This is a genomic window from Ohtaekwangia koreensis (genome assembly GCF_900167975.1).
GTDB classification, from domain to species: Bacteria; Bacteroidota; Bacteroidia; order Cytophagales; family Cyclobacteriaceae; genus Ohtaekwangia; species Ohtaekwangia koreensis.
This window is the reverse complement of sequence record NZ_FUZU01000004.1, coordinates 564,075-584,940: the sequence shown is the minus strand read 5'-3', so window position 1 is coordinate 584,940 and position 20,866 is coordinate 564,075. Positions and strand designations below refer to the sequence as shown.

General features: G+C 42.2%; 18 protein-coding genes. 6 read left to right on the top strand and 12 right to left on the bottom strand.

What is annotated here, in order from left to right; genetic code table 11:
• Window positions 1-55: 55 nt before the first annotated feature.
• The 3 genes from B5Y40_RS25770 (at window position 56) to B5Y40_RS25760 (ending at window position 3,646) form a co-directional block, all read left to right on the top strand.
• Window positions 56-2,458, top strand: coding sequence for an ABC transporter permease (locus B5Y40_RS25770; RefSeq protein ID WP_079689737.1), 2,403 nt, complete (start codon window positions 56-58; stop codon window positions 2,456-2,458).
• A gap of 158 nt (window positions 2,459-2,616) precedes the next feature.
• On the top strand, window positions 2,617-2,892 hold the full coding sequence (locus B5Y40_RS25765; RefSeq protein ID WP_143785943.1) for a hypothetical protein: 276 nt from the start codon (window positions 2,617-2,619) through the stop codon (window positions 2,890-2,892).
• Between the two features lie 163 nt (window positions 2,893-3,055).
• Complete coding sequence (locus B5Y40_RS25760; protein WP_079689735.1) at window positions 3,056-3,646, top strand: alpha-ketoglutarate-dependent dioxygenase AlkB family protein; 591 nt, start codon at window positions 3,056-3,058, stop codon at window positions 3,644-3,646.
• A gap of 24 nt (window positions 3,647-3,670) precedes the next feature.
• On the opposite strand, the gene B5Y40_RS25755 is transcribed toward B5Y40_RS25760, so the two are convergent.
• From B5Y40_RS25755 to B5Y40_RS25715, 9 genes are all read right to left on the bottom strand, one after another.
• On the bottom strand, window positions 3,671-4,381 hold the full coding sequence (locus B5Y40_RS25755) for a lycopene cyclase domain-containing protein (RefSeq protein WP_079689734.1): 711 nt from the start codon (window positions 4,379-4,381) through the stop codon (window positions 3,671-3,673).
• A gap of 196 nt (window positions 4,382-4,577) precedes the next feature.
• A complete protein-coding gene (locus B5Y40_RS25750; RefSeq protein WP_079689733.1) occupies window positions 4,578-5,072 on the bottom strand; it encodes a sterol desaturase family protein in 495 nt (164 codons plus the stop codon).
• Between the two features lies 1 nt (window position 5,073).
• Window positions 5,074-5,532 carry an SRPBCC family protein gene (locus tag B5Y40_RS25745; protein WP_245840793.1) on the bottom strand — a complete coding sequence of 153 codons (459 nt, stop codon included), beginning with the start codon at window positions 5,530-5,532 and terminating at the stop codon, window positions 5,074-5,076.
• Window positions 5,533-5,640: 108 nt separating this feature from the next.
• Window positions 5,641-6,969, bottom strand: a complete 1,329-nt coding sequence (locus tag B5Y40_RS25740) for a cryptochrome/photolyase family protein (protein WP_245840790.1) — start codon at window positions 6,967-6,969, stop codon at window positions 5,641-5,643.
• A 93-nt stretch (window positions 6,970-7,062) separates the two neighbouring features.
• On the bottom strand, window positions 7,063-7,578 hold the full coding sequence (gene idi / locus B5Y40_RS25735) for an isopentenyl-diphosphate Delta-isomerase (RefSeq protein ID WP_079689731.1): 516 nt from the start codon (window positions 7,576-7,578) through the stop codon (window positions 7,063-7,065).
• Window positions 7,578-8,414 carry a phytoene/squalene synthase family protein gene (locus B5Y40_RS25730; RefSeq protein ID WP_079689730.1) on the bottom strand — a complete coding sequence of 279 codons (837 nt, stop codon included), beginning with the start codon at window positions 8,412-8,414 and terminating at the stop codon, window positions 7,578-7,580. The genes idi and B5Y40_RS25730 overlap by 1 nt, the downstream gene beginning before the upstream one ends.
• A 4-nt stretch (window positions 8,415-8,418) precedes the next feature.
• Window positions 8,419-9,912, bottom strand: coding sequence for a phytoene desaturase family protein (locus B5Y40_RS25725; RefSeq protein WP_317043578.1), 1,494 nt, complete (start codon window positions 9,910-9,912; stop codon window positions 8,419-8,421).
• A 17-nt stretch (window positions 9,913-9,929) separates the two neighbouring features.
• The gene (locus B5Y40_RS25720; protein ID WP_079689728.1) at window positions 9,930-10,433 is read right to left on the bottom strand and encodes an RNA polymerase sigma factor; all 504 of its coding nucleotides are present in this window, start codon (window positions 10,431-10,433) and stop codon (window positions 9,930-9,932) included.
• Window positions 10,434-10,631: 198 nt separating this feature from the next.
• The gene (locus B5Y40_RS25715) at window positions 10,632-11,501 is read right to left on the bottom strand and encodes a MerR family transcriptional regulator (RefSeq protein ID WP_079689727.1); all 870 of its coding nucleotides are present in this window, start codon (window positions 11,499-11,501) and stop codon (window positions 10,632-10,634) included.
• A 78-nt stretch (window positions 11,502-11,579) separates the two neighbouring features.
• Between B5Y40_RS25715 and B5Y40_RS25710 the strand changes: the two genes are divergently transcribed.
• Window positions 11,580-14,030: a ligase-associated DNA damage response DEXH box helicase gene (locus tag B5Y40_RS25710; protein ID WP_079689726.1), complete on the top strand. Its 2,451-nt coding sequence runs from the start codon at window positions 11,580-11,582 to the stop codon at window positions 14,028-14,030.
• Between the two features lie 20 nt (window positions 14,031-14,050).
• Here the strand turns inward: B5Y40_RS25710 and B5Y40_RS25705 are convergent, their stop codons facing one another.
• Window positions 14,051-14,290 (bottom strand): hypothetical protein, encoded by a 240-nt coding sequence (locus tag B5Y40_RS25705; protein ID WP_079689725.1) that lies wholly within the window; start codon window positions 14,288-14,290, stop codon window positions 14,051-14,053.
• 19 nt (window positions 14,291-14,309) lie between these two features.
• On the opposite strand from B5Y40_RS25705, the gene B5Y40_RS25700 reads away from it, so the two are divergent.
• Window positions 14,310-14,870 carry a GNAT family N-acetyltransferase gene (locus B5Y40_RS25700; protein ID WP_079689724.1) on the top strand — a complete coding sequence of 187 codons (561 nt, stop codon included), beginning with the start codon at window positions 14,310-14,312 and terminating at the stop codon, window positions 14,868-14,870.
• Here the strand turns inward: B5Y40_RS25700 and B5Y40_RS25695 are convergent.
• Window positions 14,848-16,080 (bottom strand): Pycsar system effector family protein, encoded by a 1,233-nt coding sequence (locus B5Y40_RS25695; protein WP_079689723.1) that lies wholly within the window; start codon window positions 16,078-16,080, stop codon window positions 14,848-14,850. The two genes, B5Y40_RS25700 and B5Y40_RS25695, sit on opposite strands and share 23 nt — an antisense overlap.
• A 125-nt stretch (window positions 16,081-16,205) precedes the next feature.
• On the opposite strand from B5Y40_RS25695, the gene B5Y40_RS25690 reads away from it, so the two are divergent.
• The gene (locus B5Y40_RS25690) at window positions 16,206-19,904 is read left to right on the top strand and encodes a BamA/TamA family outer membrane protein (protein WP_079689722.1); all 3,699 of its coding nucleotides are present in this window, start codon (window positions 16,206-16,208) and stop codon (window positions 19,902-19,904) included.
• A 433-nt stretch (window positions 19,905-20,337) separates the two neighbouring features.
• Here B5Y40_RS25690 and B5Y40_RS25685 read toward each other — a convergent pair whose 3' ends face one another.
• Entirely contained in the window at window positions 20,338-20,805 is a 468-nt protein-coding gene (locus B5Y40_RS25685; protein ID WP_079689721.1) for a hypothetical protein, read from the bottom strand.
• Window positions 20,806-20,866: the final 61 nt, after the last annotated feature.

Sequence of the window (20,866 nt, the reverse complement as noted above, 5' to 3'; positions counted from 1 at the left end):
GATGACGTCAAACACAAATTATATATAGCCTATTACCCCGTATAAACTATAGCGCATGCTTAAAAATTATTTTAAAATAGCACTTCGGAATATCCTGAAGCATAAGTTCTTTTCATTGATCAACATCCTGGGAATGACAATCGGTGTCACCGCCTGTTTGCTGATTATCCTCTATGTTTCCGATGAACTTAGCTACGATAAGTTTCATGCAAAGGCAGACCGCATGTACCAGGTTGGTTTGCATGGAAAGATTGCAGGTCAGGAAATATATACTTCTACAACGTGTCCACCTTTATCGGCAGCGTTGGTTTCTGAAATTCCGGAAATAGACGAATCAACCCGCTTGGATGGCTATGGCTTAACGGCGGTGAAGTATAATGAAAAAGCATTTACAGAGGAGAAACTCTTTTATGCCGATTCCAATTTCTTCGAGTTCTTCAGCTTTGAACTTCTGGAAGGTGAGCGCAAAACTGCGCTGAAAGAACCAAACTCCATTGTATTCACAACGGACCTCGCGAAGAAATATTTTGGCAATGAACCTGCGTTGGGTAAACTGGTAACCGTAGGAAGCGATGGCGCTACCTATAAAGTTACCGGTATAGCGGCCAATGCTCCGACTAACTCGCACGTGATCTTTAGTGCGCTCGTATCGGCAAGTTCGGCTGAGCATTTGAAAAGTACCGTGTGGCTCAACAACGGAATGTATACTTATTTCACGCTGAACAAGAATGCAAGTCTGGAATCAGCTACAGAAAAGTTTAGCGAACTGGTGGTGAAATATGTTGGCCCTGAAATAGAGCGCTTTATGGGTACATCACTGAAGCAAATGAAAGAGCAGGGTGGTGCCTACGGTTATTTTGCAGAGAAAGTAACCGATATACATTTACGTTCGAAAGCTCAGCACACAATAGAACCTCCCGGTAACATCACGTATGTATACTTCTTTGCCGGCATTGGTGGCTTTATCATTATTATAGCTTGTATAAACTTCATGAACTTGTCTACTGCACGTTCTGCAGGTAGAGCCAAAGAAGTCGGACTGCGCAAAACGCTCGGTTCGCTGCGCGGACAAATGATCGCGCAGTTTTTGGCGGAGTCTATGATCTATAGTCTTATTACCATTGTGCTGGCATTGGGTGCCTGCTATATATTGCTACCTTTCTTCAATACACTTTCAGGCAAGCAATTGGATATGACTATATTTATGACACCTGCTTTTATAGCCGGTATAATAGCCCTCGTATTATTTGTCGGATTGATTGCCGGAAGTTACCCGGCATTTTACCTCACGTCCTTTAATGCTGTGGAGGTACTGAAAGGAAAAGTAAGAGCAGGTATGAAAAGTGGAGGCGTTAGAAGCACATTGGTGGTTTGCCAGTTTGCGCTTTCTATATTCCTCATCATTTTTACAACGATCGTATACCAGCAGATCACGTTCATGCAGGAACGCAACATGGGAATCGATAAACACAACGTAGTGGTTATCCGAAATGCTGGTCGCCTCGGTAACAACCGTGAGAGCTTTAAGAATTCACTCAACGACTTAACAGGCATCGTAAAGTCTAGCTATACCAATAATAATTTCCCCGGTGTGAATAATACTACCGTGTTCAAATCCCCTTCATCCGATCAGGATCATATCATGGGACTATATTATGCTGACTATGATCACATGGATGTTCTTAAATTCGAATTGAAAGAAGGACGTTATTTCTCGAAAGATTTCCCTTCGGATTCTTCGGGTATAATATTGAACGAGGCAGCCGTAAAAGAATTCGGGTATACCAATCCACTTGAAGAAGAAGTTCTATACAATGATAACGGAACGCCCGAGCGTTTCAGGATCATTGGTGTATATAAAGATTTTAATTTTGAATCGCTTAAAATAAAAGTACGCCCGCTGGCTATAATGTTAACGAAGAATGCGAACCAATTGATGGTACGGTACGATGGCAACTCGAAAGATGCTATAGCTTCTATTGGAAAACTTTGGAAAACCCAGGCTCCCAATGAGCCGTTCGACTATAACTTCCTGGATGAGAATTTTGATGAGCTCTTTCGTGTAGAGCAACGCATGGGCCAGGTGTTCAGTGTATTCTCTGGTCTTGCCATCTTTATAGCTTGTCTGGGTCTGTTTGCATTGGCTGCGTTTACAGCAGAACAGCGTACGAAAGAAATCGGTATACGAAAAGCGTTGGGTGCTTCTCCTATAGGTCTGGTGATTCTCTTGTCGAAAGAGTTTACAAAACTGGTAATCATTGCATTTATACCAGCCGCTGTAGCAGCGTGGTTTATTGTTAACAACTGGCTGAGTGGGTTTGAGTATAGAGTAGACATTAACCCGTGGATATTTATAGGCAGTGGCTTGGTCGCAATTTTTATAGCATGGCTCACGGTGAGCTATCAATCTATAAAAGCTGCGGCAACAAACCCCGTAAATTCACTGCGCTACGAATAAAACGAGGCTCGTTTTATTTTCATGCTTCGAGAAGCGTACCGGAAAAACGGCTTTTTTGATGCGAAATCGATGTTTTTTTGAGCCAATATTAAGTTTTTGTTAACTGGTTAATACTCTGGTAACAGATGGTTAATTTAGAGCTTCAACATATATACTTTATGGAGAATACAAAGACATCCAAGAAGGCTTTGCAAAGCCTTATCAACGACTCAATGCGTGAAGCCATCGGCCACCTGGAGTTACCAGAAGCGAGCAAGAAAGTGAAAAAGCTTTTGAATCGTAATTCCAAAAAAATTGCTTCCGTTTATGCAGATATACTGAAGCGTGAAGAAAAGAAAAGAAAGAAAGCTGAGAAATTTGTAGAAAGCGCTTTGAAAGGTAAAAGCAAGAAAAGCAAAAAAGCAAAATCAGGAAAAGCTGAAGTAACAGCCTAGTATATAGTACATATACTTTATTCTGAAGACGACCCTGGTTCAAAGCCGGGGTCGTTTTTTATTTCGTGTGGATGATCGTACTATAGATATATCTGTAAAACGCAAGATCCGGGTTGATATGGTCTGATAGCATCTTCACCTTTGTGTATATAAATCAAAAACCATGGAAGTCATCTCTGCCATATTGCCCAAGGATGGTGAAGTAAGTTTCTTCCCCAACCTGTTTACGCGCGAGGAAAGCGATGTATACTTCGATGTATTAATGAACGAGATTCCCTGGAAACAGGAACCCATACGCATCTTCGGTAAAACAGTTATGCAGCCGCGGTTAACGGCCTGGTATGGCGATCCTGGTAAACACTATAGCTACTCCGGCATTACCATGAGCCCGGCCAATTGGACAGATGCATTGCTGAAAATTAAACAGCGTATTGAAACAGTAAGTCCGGTTATTTTCAACAGTGCTTTACTCAATTTATACCGTGATCAAAGCGATAGTATGGGATGGCATAGAGATAATGAAAAAGAGTTGGGTATAAACCCCGTGATTGCTTCGGTTACCTTTGGAGCAACGCGGAGATTTTTGCTGCGGCATTACACCGATAAAGATTTAAAGCAATCATTGGCGTTAACGCATGGAAGCCTCTTGCTGATGCAGGGCAGAACGCAGCATGCCTGGGAGCACAGCGTTCCAAAGCAAAGTAGTATAATGGGAAGCCGCATCAATATAACGTTCCGTGTAATTAAGGATTGATGCATAGCGTGCTATATATTGTGACTACGATCGCATGAGGGCTTTGTATCGTTCGCGATCCTGCAAGTATTCGAAGATCACAATATTCATCAGGATCATCAGCATACCATAGAAAGCATCTTCGAAGGGAATTGTTCCAATACGGATACCCAGGTTTTCGTTGTTGTTATACCACACTACTTCTTCATCTATAAACGAACCGGTAAGGATGCCGTTGATCAGAAAAAATGGGATCAGTATAAAGCCATACGAAAAATAGAATCGCCCCATATAGCGAGGTCTGAGTTTCAGCATTTGATAAGCCAGAAGGAGTCCCAGCAATACGAATGTGATGCCGGTATATAATTTTTCGAAATAGAACATGCCCATCACAAGCAGGAGCAGGATCAGTAAACTTGAAATCAGTTCCTGGTGTGGGAAGAGATAATCTTTCTCGATCAAATAACAGAGTGCAAAGTAGGTGAATACACATGCGTATGGAATGCAGATAAAGAACAGGATCTCTTCAATCGGTAGGGCCCCTATATATAGTCCGGTAAGGTATCGCGGGTTGAAACCCCACACGCCCATGTAGGTAAAGATCTCATCCCAGACAATAAATATAGAAGCGGTGATCAGGATCGCAGGGAAAAGATATTTCCATTTTTTATAGAACGGCGCTTTCCGGTAAAAGCTGAACATCAACGGGAATGCAAGAGAGAGCACATCGAGGGTTAGGTATAAATATTTTTCCATGAATCAATGAATGGGCAATCGTTTTGATTAATCCAGGTCTGCTGGTGAATTCCTGTCAGCTTTAAATATAATTTTTTAATTTATTACAACGAGACTGTCCCTAAACTTTTATTGCTGATTGATCATTTTGATGGGCCCCAACAGACTTGGTTGCGGCATTTGTAAGCAAAAGTATACCCCATATTTGACGCAATTTTTATTGCGTTTCCTGTCGCTCCTTTTTAAAGGAAAACTTTTTGGGCTCATACTTTTTTGGAGCATATAAAAAACCAAATGCTTCACAGCCTTCTTTGGTGTGCTTGCTGTGGTGAATATAGTGCGCGTGGATCATCCGTTGCAGGTACCGGCTTTTCTTCTCAGGGCGCCACCGAATCCTTTGGTGGACAATGATATCGTGAAAGATCAAATAAAATGCTCCGTAGAAAAATATACCTAACCCTACTGCGAGCATATAAGGGTTATATGATACCAGTGAAAAATAATAGAAAATAAATATCGAAGGAATGCTGAAAACCAGTGCAAACAAATCGTTTCGCTCCAGTGCTTCATCATGCACCGTATGATGCGAGCGATGCCAGGTCCACAGAAAACCATGCATTACATACTTATGCGTAAACCAGGCTATAAATTCCCAAAGCAAAAATGTTCCGATAGCAATGAGAGCGCAAATGATGATCGTAATCCAATTCATATCAAGCTGATTTGAGCATCGTTTTATCACCAGAAGGGAAATACTTTTGGAGTATTGCATTCCGGTATTCAAAAATAGTATTTAGCTCGCGCTGCACAAACACAGCGTTGGCAAGGCGACCAAGGAAGCCGAAAGGAATTGCGTAGTGAACATCGTCCGTTACTTCAACACCACCGGGCACCTCTTTAAAATGATGCTGATGATGCCACAATGCATAAGGCCCAAAGCGTTGTTCATCTATAAAATAAAAAGGCTCTTGCACATGCGTGATCTCGGTAGTCCAGCGGGCACGATAAAATGGAAGGATCTTTATTTTATAATTTATGATTTGTCCTGCATACATTTTATCGCCACCGGAAATGGACAGAATCTCGAATCCCATTCGCTCCGGTGTGATCTTCGCCAGGTTTTTAGGTGATGAGAAAAACTCCCATGCATGTTGCATTGTGATAGGTAACACCTGTGACCGTTTTAATTGATATACTTTCATTTTCAATAGCCTTGGTTGACGCTGAACTTCTTAACAAATATTTCCGAATTTTTGTTGACATGATGTATATATACCATGCTATTTATTCAAAGCTTTTCGGTAAGAACTTAAAACACGATCGCGCGCAAAGACGTGATCTACGATAGGCTTTGGATAGTTTTCTGTGCCCACTTCGGGTACCCATTTTTTTATATACTCCATTTTCGGATCGAACTTTTGTGTTTGCAATGCCGGATTGAAAACTCTGAAATATGGAGCAGCATCACAACCGGAACCCGCTGCCCATTGCCAGCCACCGTTGTTGGAAGCAAGATCATAATCCAAAAGCTTTTTGGCAAAGTATGCTTCTCCCCATCGCCAGTCAATGAGTAAATGTTTGGTGAGGAAGCTTGCTACGATCATACGAACGCGATTGTGCATGAAGCCCGTAGCATTCAGTTCGCGCATGCCTGCATCTACAATAGGATAACCGGTTTGTCCATCGCACCATTTTTCGAATTCTTCCGGATCATTTCTCCACTCAATGTGATCGTAAGCCGGTCGGAAAGACCTGGCTTCTACATGTGGAAAATGAAATAAGATCATCGCGTAGAAATCGCGCCAGATAAGTTCATTCAACCACACTTCATTTTTTTTCTTTGCAACCTGTGCAAGTTTACGGATACTCACCGTACCAAAGCGAAGATGTATACTTAGTCTACTGGTTCCGCGAATCGCGGGGAAGTCTCGTTGCTTGTCGTATTTTTCAATGATGGAAGTTTTAATAACGCGTTCCGGAAATATAGCATCAACGTCTTTAAATCCAATATCTTTCAACGATGGCAATGCTATAGATTTACAAGCTTTAAAGTTCTTGAAATATTTTTCGGTAGGGTAGCTCTTCAGAAAAAATGCGTTAAGCTTTGCTTTCCATTTTTTGCTATAGGGTGTAAAGACTGTATAGGGCTCTTCGTTATCTTTTTGTACTTCGCTCTTTTCAAAGATGACCTGATCTTTGTACGTATTGAAGTGTACGCCTTTAGCCTCAAGAATTTTCTTCACCGCTGCATCGCGCGTAAGAGCATACGATTCGTAATCATGATTGGTGTATACTGCCTGGGGGCGAACAGATTTATAGAATTGAACCGGATCGGTATGTACGACTAAAAGTGATGTGCCGAATTCTTCAAGTTGCTCCTGTAAATGCAACAATGATTGATGAATGAAGACAACACGTTTATCTGCCCAATCATCAAGTGCCTCCAGGATCACCGTATCGAATATAAATACAGGCAGAACCTTTTTATTTTCTTTCAGCGCATAGTATAGCGCAGCATTATCTTGTATACGTAAGTCTCTTCGAAACCAATGGATGGTAGTCTGTTCATCAATGATCTGTTGTGCGGCCTGGAGATTATAGGATTTCAACTGTTGCTGATTAAAATGAGACGTGCGTGTATTGCGCTTCTAAATTCTTAACAAGCGTAACACGGTTTTGTTTCGAAAAAATGATATATATAATCAGACCGGGAGCAATGCCAGTTCCGGGTGATCGAGAATGAGTTTAAACCAGAACGTATAGTGGTCAGGATTATCAGCAATGTCCTGTTTCAAAGAAGCAATGTCTATATATTTCCACGCCTCAACTTCATCGGTGTTGATCACAGGCGTTCCGTCAAATACGGCAGTGAATACATGATCCAGTTCATGCTCTGTAAGGTCGTTATCGAGCCGTGCTTTGTATATAAATTTATAAGCGTATTCCGGTTGCAGATCGATTCCCATCTCCTGCAGTAACTTTCTGCGTGTAGCATGTTCCATGCTCTCCTCCGGAAGCGGATGACTGCAGCAAGCGTTCGTCCACAACCCTGCGCTATGATATTTTGAAGCTGCGCGTTTTTGAAGCAACAGTTCTCCCTTTGAATTAAAAAGCAAAATAGAAAACGCTCTGTGAAGCAATCCTTTTTTATGTGCTTCCAGTTTTTCCATGGTGCCGACTATATTATCCCGCTCATCTACCAGAATTACTTTTTCCATCAGAGCATGTTAAGTTGATGTTTGACGTAAGAATAGGCGAGGAGTCTTGCTTTATGACGGTTACGAATTCTTATACGATTTTTCAATATGCGTTCAGAAGGTGTATTTCTGATTTTTTTAAACAGCGCAAGATAGTAAACATAGGCTACATATACTCCGAATCTTGCCGGCCGTGGAAGCTGTTTAATCCCTTGAAAACCATGATGAAAATCTGCCGCGATGCTTTCTTCAATTTTTCTTTTACAATCTTCGTTGAAATGACTGAGATCGATTTCCGGAAAATAGGAGCGCCCCATTCCGATAAAATCAGCATTAAGATCGCGCAGGAAATTTATTTTTTGAAAAGCAGAGCCGAGGCTCATGGCGAATGGCTTGAGTTTATTATACTGTTCTTCGTTCCCATTGCAGAATACACGAAGACACATCAGGCCAACAACTTCAGCAGAGCCTAAAATATACTCTTTGAAGTTTTCAGGAGTGTAATTTTTTTCGCAGAGATCCATCTCCATGCTTTTGAGAAACTGATCAATCAACGCATCTTCAATTTGAAAATGATTGACCGTTGCCTGGAAGCTGTTGAGAATTGGATTAAGACTTATCTTTTCGCGAATGGCCCTATAGGTATCTTCTTTAAAGCGCGCGAGCAACGTTGCTTTATCATAGTCATGGAAAGTGTCTACAATTTCATCTGCAAAACGCACAAAGCCGTATACCGAATAAATTGGATCACGAAGTTCTTTGCTCAGGCAAAATATACCAAGTGAAAAAGAGGTACTGTAGGCAGTGGTGGTGATGCGGCTACAACGGATCGAAACTTTATCGAAGAGCGCCTTCATAATTTCAATTTACTAATTCTTTATGTCTTTTAATAAGTTCTCGCGCCACTACTTCCCCGGATATAATAGAAGGTGGAACACCTGGTCCGGGTACAGTAAGTTGCCCTGTATAAAACAGGTTACGTACCTTTTTGTTTATGATGGAAGGTTTGAGATTTGCGGTTTGCATTAACGTGTTTGCTAATCCATATGCATTTCCTTTAAATGCATTATAATCTTCTATAAAATTGCGATGCGCGTAGCTTCGTTTATAAATAATATGCTCGCGAATAGATTGCCCCGTGAGTTGCTCGAGCCGTGAAATAATACTATCGAAATATTTTTCACGAATAGCATCTGTATCGTTTAAGTCGGGTGCTACCGGAACCAGTATAAATATATTTTCGCAGCCTTCCGGTGCTACTGTGGTATCGGTTTTCGATGGACACGAAATATAGAATTGCGGTGAAGAAGGCCACTGCGGTTGCTCGTATATTTCCGTTGCATGTTGTTTGAAATCCTGGTCGAAAAATAAAGTGTGATGCAGCAACCCGTCAAGCTTTTTATTTATGCCCAGATAGAAAATAAGACTTGAAGGTGCCAATACTCTTTTTTGCCAATAGTCTTCACTATATCTGCGATGCGATGCCGGCAGCAGATGTTGCTCAACATGATGATAGTCGGCACCTGCTATAATAAAATCGAAAGGCCTGAACGTTCCGTTAACAACAAGACCTGTTGCTTCTGTGGAATTTACTTCGACTTGCTCTACGTTACTGCTAAATTCAAAAGTAACGTTCAACGAACGCGCTAGCGAAACCATTCCTTCAATCACTTTATACATACCTCCCTGCGGATACCATGTACCCAATGCCATGTCCGCATAGTTCATTAAGCTATAAAGTGCAGGAGTATTTTCCGGAGTGGCTCCCAAAAAAAGTACCGGGAACTCCAGGAGTTGAACAAGTTTTTTTTCTTTAAAGAATTTCCGGATATAGGTTGATATAGACTGGAATACATGAAGCCGTAAAGCTCCCTTTACCAGGTTGAAATCGAAGAACTCGCTTACTGACAATCCGGGTTTGTGTACGAGATCATTTATCCCAATGTCGTATTTGAATTTTCCTTCTTCGAGAAACTGCTGTAATCTTTTGCCGCTACCCGCTTCCAGTTTTTCAAACATCTCACAGAGTGCTTCTACACCTGCAGGTATATTTAGTGTATCATCTTCACTATATACAATTTTATAGGAAGGATCAAGCCGCTGCAACGTATAGTAGTCGGAAGCTTTCTTGCCAAAGTATGCAAAGAAGTTTTCAAAAACATCGGGCATCCAATACCAGCTTGGCCCCATGTCGAATGTAAAACCATTCGCTTTGAATTGACGCGCACGACCACCGGCTGAATCATTTTTTTCTAAAATGGTAACATCAAAACCTTCCTTTGCTAAATAGCACGCTGCCGACAATCCTGAAAAGCCAGAACCTATAACTGCAATATGACTCATGTATAAATACAGATTAGAAAAGAAGGAAGTTAGTTATAACCCTGTAATCTTTTTTGTATTTCTTTTCGCGCATGAAAGATCCTGTTTTTTACTGTGCCGATAGGAATGCTTAAATGCTCTGATATCTCATGATACTTATACCCTGAAGTATACATCTTGAAAGGTATCAGCAGTTCTTCTTTAATATCATTTACATTACGCCAGATCTCTTTAAACTCCATGCTTTCCTGTGGGCGATTGAACGTGTGCTCCTCTTCAACATTTAAAAAGTAAAGATCCTTTGTGGTATCATTTGAAGTACGCGCGCGTTGCGTTCTCCTGTAATTATTAATGAACGTGTTACGCATAATCGTAAAGAGCCATCCTTTCAGGTTAGTATCCTGTCTGAACTTATCCTTATAGATCAAGGCCTTCAACATCGTATCCTGAACAAGGTCATGCGATTCTTCGCGGTCGTTGGTAAACCTCCTGGTAAAGGTCTGAAGCGTGCCTCTTAAACCGGCAATCTGTAGCGTAAATTCAGTAGCGGTCATATTCTATTGTGTTTATGTATTACTTATAAATGTTAAACAAATTTAAGTATAAAAGGATATAAACGGCAATAATGTTTAATATTAATTACTAAAAGTTAAACAAAATATTGGTAATGAATCAAAACCTTGGATTCTGCTTCAAAAGAGGCATTTTACGCGAAGTAAATTTTTCAGCGTTCAAACGTAGAGTGAAAATGATCAAGGCTGAATAAATGCCTTCAATTCAAGGGCTGTTGAGAACGTCTGAATGTTATTGACTTTGAGTCCTTTGTAACGGGCAATCTGCATCCCCGAAGCAAAAATCCGGATGGATGAAAAATCTTTGGTGAGCCTTTGCAGGTATTGATCGATCGGATCGATGGGAGATGTAACGGAGGTAATTAATATTTCAGGCTGATGTGTTTTTACAACGCTGATGAGGTCGTCATGCGGAACATTTTGTCCGAGGTAATACGTGCGATATCCGATCATTCGCATCAGGTAACTATAGAAGAGAAGACCGAGCTCATGCATCTCACCTTCCGGTAGAAAAAGAACAACCTTTCGCGCGGTCTTGGCAGGAATGGGCAAGCCATCAATTGCTACTATAATTTTTTGACGGATAAGATTCGATATAAAATGTTCATGCGCAGGCGTAATGTTATGCGCCTGCCAGAGAATTCCGATCTTCTCCAGGAACGGGTATATAATTTCAGTGATAGTCTTTTCGAATCCGTGGCGAAGTATAATTGTACCGAGAATTTTTTCGAAGATCTCTTCCTCCATATCGATCATCGCCAAAATAAGCTGATCGATATATACACTGGAATCATTCCGGATTTCGCTGATCTCCAAAACCTTTCGGTTCATTTCATCCAGCGTCATGTCTGCAATTCGGGAGATCTTAATGCCGTTATTATTCAGGAGCGATACATTGATGATCTTCTTCAGGTCATCGTCTGAATAAAACCGGATGTTGGTGTCCGTTCGTGAAGGTTGAATTAATTTATGGCGCTTTTCCCAAATGCGAATGGTGTGCGCTTTGATGCCGGATAGCTTTTCAAGTTCTTTAATAGAGTATTTACCCATCTCAACCTTTACCACACTAAAACCGCGGGCAGTGAAAAATGTTTTTTGCCATGCGCATAAATTTTAATTTTATTTTCAATGGCCATTGATATAGTAAAAGTAGGAAAAGATTGGTTCACGGAGCGTGGGTGGAAACCTTTTCCATTCCAGATCGATGCGTGGAAGGCATATCTGAACGGCCAGAACGGATTGGTGAACGCGCCTACAGGCAGCGGTAAAACCTATTCACTCATGATGCCGCTCATGCTTGAGTTCATCCGAAATCATCCCGACTATAAGAAACAAAAAAGCAATGGACTGCAGGCCATCTGGATCACACCGATACGCGCGCTGTCAAAAGAAATTGAATTGTCGGCAAACCGTTTGATCGAAGGGCTTGAACTTCCGTGGAAAGTTGGCGTGCGCTCTGGTGATACATCGGTGAAAGAGCGTGCGCGACAAAGAGAAAAACCTCCCGAACTTTTAATTACAACACCAGAGAGTCTTCATTTACTACTCGCTCAAAAAGGCTATCACGATTTTTTCAAAGACCTGAAAGTATTGGTGGCCGATGAGTGGCATGAACTCATGGGCTCCAAGCGTGGAGTACAAGTAGAGCTTGCGCTATCGCGTTTAAAACACGTTGCACCGGATCTGAAGGTGTGGGGTATATCTGCTACCATCGGTAACATGGACGAAGCCCTGCATGCGTTGCTCGGTAATTATTACGAGGAAAAGAAATATAGTATCATTAAGGCCGACATTGAAAAGAAAATTGAAGTAGTGTCTATACTTCCCGACTCAGTTGATAAAATGCCGTGGGCGGGACATCTCGGTATACATTTACTGCAAAAGGTAGTGGACATTGTAAAAGGCAGTGGTACCACGTTGATCTTTACCAACACGCGATCTTTTGCTGAGATCTGGTATCAGAAGATGTTAGACAAAGCACCTGAACTCTCCGGACTCATCGCGATGCACCATGGTTCCATAAGTCAGGAGTTACGAAGTTGGGTAGAAGATCAATTGCATGAAGGCAGATTGAAAGCAGTGGTTTGTACATCGAGTCTTGATCTCGGAGTAGATTTTCGTCCGGTGGAAACCGTTATACAGATCGGAGGACCAAAAGGTGTTGCCCGCTTTTTACAACGTGCGGGAAGGAGCGGACACCAACCCGGTGCTGTAAGCCGTATATATTTTGTGCCCACACATTCGCTTGAGCTTATGGAAGCTGCCGGTATACGCGAAGCGATCAAGAAGAAGATTGTTGAAGACCGATTGCCCTATATCCGTTCGTTCGATGTGTTGATGCAATATCTGATCACGCTCGCCATCTCGGAGGGATTTCACCCGGATGAGATATACAAGGAAGTAAAAGGAACCTTCAGCTTTTCAAGCATGACGGAGGATGAATGGATATGGATTCTGAATTTTATTACTACGGGTGGCGATTCCCTTCAGGCTTACGATGAATACAGGAAGGTAATTATATACAATGGTATATATAGGATTGAGAACCGAGCGATCGCTATGCGGCATCGTCTTTCGATTGGTACCATCGTGGGGGATGCTTCATTGTTCGTTCGTTTTGTTTCGGGTAAATACTTAGGCACGATCGAAGAATATTTTATATCTCGGTTATCGCCCGGAGATGTATTCTGGTTTGCCGGTAAGAACCTGGAACTCGTACGCATTAAGGAAATGGAAGCGCAGGTTCGGAAGACTAATAAAAAATCAGGCGCTGTTCCTTCCTGGCAAGGTGGACGAATGCCGTTGTCTTCACAGATGAGTGAACTCATTCGTAACAAGCTGGACGAAGTCGTGCGCGGAAAAGAAACCGATGTAGAGATGCAATTTCTAAAACCGGTATTTGATCTGCAGCGTGAGCGCTCTCATTTGCCCGGTAAACATGAATTTCTGATCGAATATTTTCAGAGCGATGAAGGCTATCATGTGCTCATGTATCCTTTCGAAGGACGCTTTGTTCATGAAGGAATGGGAGCGTTGGTGGCACACCGTATTGCGCAGATTCAGCCGATCACATTCTCTATAGCCATGAACGATTATGGATTCGAATTGCTTTCTGATCAACCTATACCTATAGAGGAAGCGGTTGAAACTAACGTACTAGGCATCGATAACCTGATGATAGATATACAGGCGAGTATAAATTCAACGGAGATGGCGCGCAGAAAATTCCGCGACATTGCTGCTATATCTGGCCTTGTATTCAAAGGGTATCCTGGTAAACCGGTAAAGGACAGGCACCTTCAATCAACTTCGCAGTTGTTCTTCAATGTCTTTAATGATTACGATGCACACAACCTGTTGCTGCGGCAGGCTTTTGATGAGGTAATGGATTTTCAACTGGAGGAAGCGCGGCTGCGCAGAGCACTCGATCGTATTGCGCATCAACGAATTGTCATTACACATCCGGAGAAACCAACACCGTTTGCATTTCCCATCATGGTAGACCGCATGCGCGAAAAACTTACTTCCGAAAAAATTGAAGACCGCATTCGAAAGATGGTTATGCTTTATGATGAATGATTACGAGTGTATACGTAGCGTTACACTAATCCATTGAGATATAAATTAAATTCGAGTGGGCTCGCATCTTCAAATTCATCCGCTTTTAGATCTTCGAATATATCTTTGTCAAATTCAAGTTCGCGTAATTCGGCATGGCCATCGGTATCAATGGTAATCTCGGAGCCTGTAAAAAGAATCGGGTTTACTTTTACAAGGATTTTAATTCCTTCAATTTCTTTTTTGAAATACTGATGAACGATGTTGCTGTCTTTCGCCATTTCTAGTTTTATTTGACTAATGATACGACTTGATTTACCGGATCAGTTTTTAACCGAACGGTTAGTGCTTCAGCGGCTAAGGTACGAAGATGCAGAGGAAATTTTTTATACATACACCAGCAAACCTGAAGCCACCCGGTATGTTTCCTGGCGCACACACCAGACGATGGATGAAACGCGTTCGTTTTTACAATATGCCATATGGGCATGGAAGGAGGGAACGGACTACACCTATACCATCCGCCTGAAGGCAGACGGCAGGCTTATTGGCAGCGTAGGCATCATCAACGAAAACGGAAAGATCCAGTTCGGCTATATATTAAGCCCTAATTACTGGAATAAAGGATATACCACTGAGGCGTGTAAGGAAACGATGCAGCTGTTGCTGAAGCAAAGAAATGTATATCGCATAGGCACCTATGTAGACCTGGAGAATATAGCATCGATTCGCGTGTTGGAAAAATGCGGACTGATAGAAGAAGCCAGGCTCACGAACTGGATGCGATTCCCGAATCAAAATAACAGACCGAAAGATTGTGCTGTATACGTGCTTCCGTTTAAGGTAGCAGTAAATCCTTAATAGAGTATGGTTGATAGTAGAGCATGGTAACGAACAGGAACGTCACGTTAGAAGCTACAAAACCAAACATAAATATAGTATACGAAAGGCGGATGAACTTGTACTTCTTCGCCAGCACCTTGCCCAGAAAGTATATATCTTTGATCATACTTCCATAGAGGTAATCGTAATCCTTCATCATTTCGCGCATACCCCACTCGTAATCTTTCAGCTGCATGTTGTGAAAGTTACCGAAGAACAGCAGGTTCGTTTTCTTATTAAGGATGTCTTCGCGTGTAAATTTACCTTCCGCTATATTTGGGCGTGTAGCCAGAATCGCCATTACAATTGCAAAGAGGCACGTTAACACCAGCATTAATGTAGGTACTACAAGGTGCGGAAACTCTTCAAGCTTTCTGAAAAGTACACTGACCACAATCGACAGAATGATCGTATTAATAGAAATCATAATGTTGGCCTTGGTATCGGCCATACCACTCAGATTGATATGATTCTCCAATGTAGTACGGAACATTGTTTCAATACCACGATCAGGACGTGAACCCTTCTCAACCTTCTTCCGGAGCTTTTCAATCTCTTTCTCCATTTCTTCCAATCCCTTGCCCGAAGTATCCGGTCGCAGTTCGTTCTTAAGTCGTTTGATATTCTGTTTTTTTAAAGGTTGAAGTATACGCTTGCCATAGTCGGTAAAATAATCATGGCTCTTGATAAATTTCAGATTGAATTCAAGCCACTCGTCATCCGAGGCGAAATATAGCGTTTTAGTAGCAGCAAATTCTTCACGAAGTTTTTTACCGCGTTCTCGGATGTCAGCTTTCGCTAAATGATGGAGATCGGCATCACACAAAACTTCTCCCATGATATCTTTCGGAGATTGCGGCACGGCTGTGGCCAGGATCGTGCGTTGTACATCTTCCATTTTTTGTTCCGAAGCTTTCCAATCCCGTAAAAGTTTAACAGCTATACTGGCAGATTCTTTTTCATGACCAATGGGTCCATTCAGATAACCTATATCGTGAAGCCAGGCAGATATAAGTACAGTTTCCATCTGTTCATCTGTAAGATTCGAAGCGGTACCGATTTCGTAAGCGGCTTTCGCCACTTCCTGTGTATGGAGTAAGTTGTGATATACACAACTTTTTGGCAGTTTATTACTAAGGATTTCTTCGGCATAAGCCTTAGCTTTCAGAACCAATTCCGTTTCAATCATACTTTCGTGGAAGATAAACCTAAAACTAACAAAATTTGTATTTAGTTTGACGAAGAATGGAGGGTATACCATTAACCTGTGCAGGAGTAATGTAGTTCCTTCATCTATAATATTAGTGTGTACTTATGATTAGACTTAGACCCATTTACGTTTTACTGTTCTGTTTTTTTACCGCTCCACTCTATGCTCAGAAACAGAGTTTTAGCCTCTATCTGATTGGCGATGCCGGAGAACCAACCTTACCAACGAATGGCCTCAAGGAATTATTACAAAAGAAGTATGATCCTTCGGTACAATCTGTAGTAATCTTTCTGGGTGATAATATTTATCCCAAGGGTCTGCCTGCTGCCGATGAAAAAGGACGGGCGGAAGCTGAATCGATTTTAAAAGCACAACTGAATTTACTGCAAGGATTCAACTCGGATATATACTTCATCCCCGGGAACCACGACTGGAAGAAAGGACAAAGAGGCGGCCTCAAGCAAATCAATAATGAGGAAGCGTGGATCGATTCCCTACACAATGATAAAATCCATTTCCAACCGGAGGAAGGTTGTCCCGGACCAGTGGAGGTACCGTTAGGTAAAGATGCCGTACTGGTAATTATAGACTCACAATGGTTTCTGCATCCATGGGACAAGCCGGAAGGTGATGACAGCCCATGCGAAGTGAAATACCCGGAAGATGCGTTGATACAACTGGAAGATATATTTAACCGGAATGCCGGTAAACGTGTTATAGTCGCGGCACACCATCCACTCTATACCTATGGTGAACATGGTGGCGTATTCACCTGGAAGGATCACCTCTTTCCATTTCTCGACCTCAACCACGATCTGTATATACCCATGCCAGGTGTTGGCTCGATATACCCCCTGTACCGTAAATTCATTGGTGATATACAAGACACACAACATCCGATTTACAGAAGGTATATAAAGTTCATGGCGGGTTTACTGAAAAAATACCCGGAGACTATATACGTAAATGGCCACGAACATGCTTTACAATATATATGGAAAGACAGCGTGCATTATGTAACCAGTGGCTCAGGTTCTAAATATACATTCGTAAAACAAAAGGGTTATTCACGGTTTGCTTCTCCGGCTATGGGCTTCGTGAAAGTAGATGTTTCTTCGGGAGGCGCTGCTTCTATAGATTTTTTTGAGATCGGAAAAAATGATGCAGCCTACAACGTACAAGTTAAGCCGTCTGTAATACCACAAGCACTGACCGACCAGACGTTACCGGATTTTTCTAAGACTATGCGCACGCATGCAAGTGATCGATATGAAGCTGGCGGTTTTCATAAGAAAGTACTCGGAAAGAATTATAGGAATGAATGGAAGCAGGATATAGAAGTTCCGGTCTTTAACATCGGGTCAGTAAACGGTGGGTTGAAAATTATTCAGAAAGGTGGGGGCATGCAGACACTTTCCTTGCGACTTGCCGATTCGGTGGAGCAGGAATATACACTTCGTTCCATCGAAAAATATCCTGAAAAGGCGGTGCCCGTCATGTTGCAAAAAACATTTGCTGCCGATATTGTGCAAGACCAGATCTCTGCCGCACATCCGTATGGAGCAATTGCTGCAAGTCCCTTGGCCGAAGTGGCCGGTATATATCACACCAATCCGGTTGTAGTATATATACCTGATGATCCGCGTTTCGGAATATACCGGAAGGAATTCGCCAATACATTAATGCTGTTCGAAGAACGTCCGGCTGGTGATGCAAGCAGTAAATCGTATTTCGGAAATTCAAAAAAGATCATCAGCACAGATAAGGTACTAGCCAAGCTCACAGAAGACAATGATAATTATGTTGACCAGGAGTTTGTGCTGCGCTCGCGGTTGTTTGATATTGTGATAGGGGATTGGGATCGTCATGACGACCAGTGGCGATGGGCATCTTTCAAGGAAAAGAAATCTGAATACTATAGACCTATACCTCGCGATCGCGATCAGGCACTTTTTGTAAGTGATGGACTGCTTGCGAAAGTATGGAGCCGCAAATGGGCGTTGCCAAAGTTTGAAGGGTTTCATGATGAAGTCCGTTGGACACCTGGCTTTATGTTCAATGCGCGTTACTTCGACAGAAGTTTTCTCAACAAGCCATCTTCCGAGCAATGGATAGAGCAAGCGAAGAGTCTTCAGAAGGTATTAACCGATGAATCGATCGAAGCCTCAGTAAAACAATTGCCTGTAGAAATTTATAAACTGCATGGCGAAGAGATCATTCGTAAACTAAAATCAAGACGGAATCATTTGCAGGAGTATGCGCTTGAGCACTATAAATTTCTGGCGCGTGAAGTGGATATAACCGGTTCTGATAAGCGTGAATACTTCGATGTACAGCATGAGACCGATGGAAATGTATCGGTACGTATATATAAGGTAAACAAATCAGGCGAGAAATCGGACAGGCTATACGAACGCAAATTTCTTCCAGACGAAACAAAAGAAGTTCGCTTGTATGGATTAGGAGGCGATGATATTTTCAATTTCTCCGGGGAAGGAAAGAATAAAATTACTGTGCGCGTAATCGGTGGTGATGGAAGTGACACCGTAAAGAACACAGCGGCTATAAAAGGATGGCATAGTCCTTATAAGGTATACGATCAGCGATCCGGAGTGGTTATCAACAACAAGCGTCATGTGGTTGATAAGACATCGAATGATCCTGCTGTGAACCTATATGATCGCAGAGCTTTTCGATACCCTGTGTTGGCACCATTGGTTTACGCCAACTTCAATTATGACGATGGTATATTTATTGGAGGAGGATTTTTATATACCACACACGGGTTCCGCAAAACTCCCTATAAAAGTCAGCAGCTTTTTCTGGCAAGCTATGCTCCGCTCACATCCTCCTATAATTTCAAGTATGATGGAAGGTTTTCGCAGGTGTTTGGCAAATGGGGTATAGCACTCGACTTTGATGTAAAGGCTCCTAACTTTGTGAATAACTTTTTCGGTTGGGGTAACGAGACTACATTTGACGACAAGCGAGATGATTACTCAAATCTTAGAACGGCTATAGATTACTATCGGATCCGCCTGCAACAGATTGACTTGCAGGCCATGCTTACGCGACCGTTTGGTAGTGCAGGACTTTTTAAAATAGGTCCGGCATACCAGCGCATGGAAATTGAAAGACCTACAAAATCACCACGCTATATATTAGACTACGCAGCGACACAGACAGATCCTTTATTCGAGAATGTAAAGACGTTTGGCGGGGTTCGTACCGAGTGGATCATCGACAAGCGTGACAACGCCAACCTCACCACGCGTGGTGTTTTAATCAAGGAATCTTCTGCGTGGATGAAAGGCTTTGAATCAGATGCTCATAACTACTCGGCACACAACGCTTCTATAGCATTCTACCAATCTTTTAGATTGCCCGCACGCGTTACGTTTGCGTTGCGTGCCGGTGGTGGTATAAATACAGGCAGGTATGAAGTATACCAAGCACAGATCCTTGATGGTAAAACCGAATTAAGAGGCTATCGTAAAACCCGTTTCTATGGTGACCGTGATTTCTATAGCAACAACGAAGTACGGTTACGAGTCGCCAGTTTCAGATCTTACCTGTTCCCGGCATCAGTTGGTATCAATGGCTTCTTCGATGTAGGACGTGTGTGGTATAAAGATGCGACCGGAAAAGATCCAAGTGCAGCCGATGGTAAATCAGAGGTGTGGCACAAAGGTGTAGGAGGAGGCATCTGGCTCACACCCTTTAACATGGGCGTGCTCGCAGCAGAACTCGCACACAGCAAAGATGGGGACATGTTCTATATCCGCTTAGGGTTTTTATTCTGAGTAGTATATATACCGGCTCGCATCCAGAAGTTTGATGTTTTCAAACGGAGTGTCCGGTTAGGTATATATGGGATGTTCGAGATTTTACAACCATCATCTAATTTTGTGGGTTGGGAACTTGAATCTTAATGATGAATCCTGCGCCATGCACAAAGTATATAGCTGATGTATTGAAAGTTGAGATTATTGAGTCAGAGATCCGAGCGTTGCAAATCGCAGATTTGCAAACAACAAAGTGGCTACACATTTTCGATCGCCTATGATCGAAAATGTGTAGCCATATTTATAGCACGGCCTACTCACTCATAGAAACCGCAGTTTACCCTCCCGCGCAAAGCACAACAACACACGCACTTCAAGCACATAAATTCCTTAAATAATAAACCCAGGCAACCCTGGGTTTATCACCTATACTATATCCCCAGATAAATCTTTATAAAATAGTCTCCGTATTCGTAAGAAAAGAAGGAAGATATATCTGATCTAATAATCTATTCTCCAGCATCAGCGCCCACGTGCGTATATACTTTACTACATCCGGCTTTACATTGCGCTGCAGATTTCTTTCTTCAAGCGGCAATAATGCAAGCACATTACCATCAGACAGGCGCTCGAGGTGTTTCAGGTCATCAACATCAAAGCCGAACAACAACATCTCACTGATTAGATCATCCATTGCATAACCGCTCGTTGGACAGTAGTCATTGAGTTGTTCGTTCCAGTCGCCATACCTTTGCATGGCGCGTTTATGAATTTCATCTTTACGAAGTCTTGTAATTTCCTGCGCAAGGAAACCGCAGTTGCAAGAGCCCATATGTCCCCACTGATACTCCGCTGTTCTCTCCAGGTTGTCGGCAGTTTTGCGCAGTGCCTGAATCAATTCTATTGATGCTTTGGCCATAACATGTTTTTTATTTTATAAACGCCTGGCCTGAGAATTAGTTTATTCGCCATTTCTTTTG

Bases quoted from the DNA above. Each gene is read 5' to 3' on its own strand.
- B5Y40_RS25770 (WP_079689737.1), top strand. From the start codon at position 56: ATGCTTAAAAATTATTTTAAAATAGCACTTCGGAATATCCTGAAGCAT.
- B5Y40_RS25765 (WP_143785943.1), top strand. From the start codon at position 2,617: ATGGAGAATACAAAGACATCCAAGAAGGCTTTGCAAAGCCTTATCAAC.
- B5Y40_RS25760 (WP_079689735.1), top strand. From the start codon at position 3,056: ATGGAAGTCATCTCTGCCATATTGCCCAAGGATGGTGAAGTAAGTTTC.
- B5Y40_RS25755 (WP_079689734.1), bottom strand. From the start codon at position 4,381: ATGGAAAAATATTTATACCTAACCCTCGATGTGCTCTCTCTTGCATTC.
- B5Y40_RS25750 (WP_079689733.1), bottom strand. From the start codon at position 5,072: ATGAATTGGATTACGATCATCATTTGCGCTCTCATTGCTATCGGAACA.
- idi (WP_079689731.1), bottom strand. From the start codon at position 7,578: ATGGAAAAAGTAATTCTGGTAGATGAGCGGGATAATATAGTCGGCACC.
- B5Y40_RS25730 (WP_079689730.1), bottom strand. From the start codon at position 8,414: ATGAAGGCGCTCTTCGATAAAGTTTCGATCCGTTGTAGCCGCATCACC.
- B5Y40_RS25720 (WP_079689728.1), bottom strand. From the start codon at position 10,433: ATGACCGCTACTGAATTTACGCTACAGATTGCCGGTTTAAGAGGCACG.
- B5Y40_RS25715 (WP_079689727.1), bottom strand. From the start codon at position 11,501: ATGGGTAAATACTCTATTAAAGAACTTGAAAAGCTATCCGGCATCAAA.
- B5Y40_RS25710 (WP_079689726.1), top strand. From the start codon at position 11,580: ATGGCCATTGATATAGTAAAAGTAGGAAAAGATTGGTTCACGGAGCGT.
- B5Y40_RS25705 (WP_079689725.1), bottom strand. From the start codon at position 14,290: ATGGCGAAAGACAGCAACATCGTTCATCAGTATTTCAAAAAAGAAATT.
- B5Y40_RS25700 (WP_079689724.1), top strand. From the start codon at position 14,310: ATGATACGACTTGATTTACCGGATCAGTTTTTAACCGAACGGTTAGTG.
- B5Y40_RS25695 (WP_079689723.1), bottom strand. From the start codon at position 16,080: ATGATTGAAACGGAATTGGTTCTGAAAGCTAAGGCTTATGCCGAAGAA.
- B5Y40_RS25690 (WP_079689722.1), top strand. From the start codon at position 16,206: ATGATTAGACTTAGACCCATTTACGTTTTACTGTTCTGTTTTTTTACC.
- B5Y40_RS25685 (WP_079689721.1), bottom strand. From the start codon at position 20,805: ATGGCCAAAGCATCAATAGAATTGATTCAGGCACTGCGCAAAACTGCC.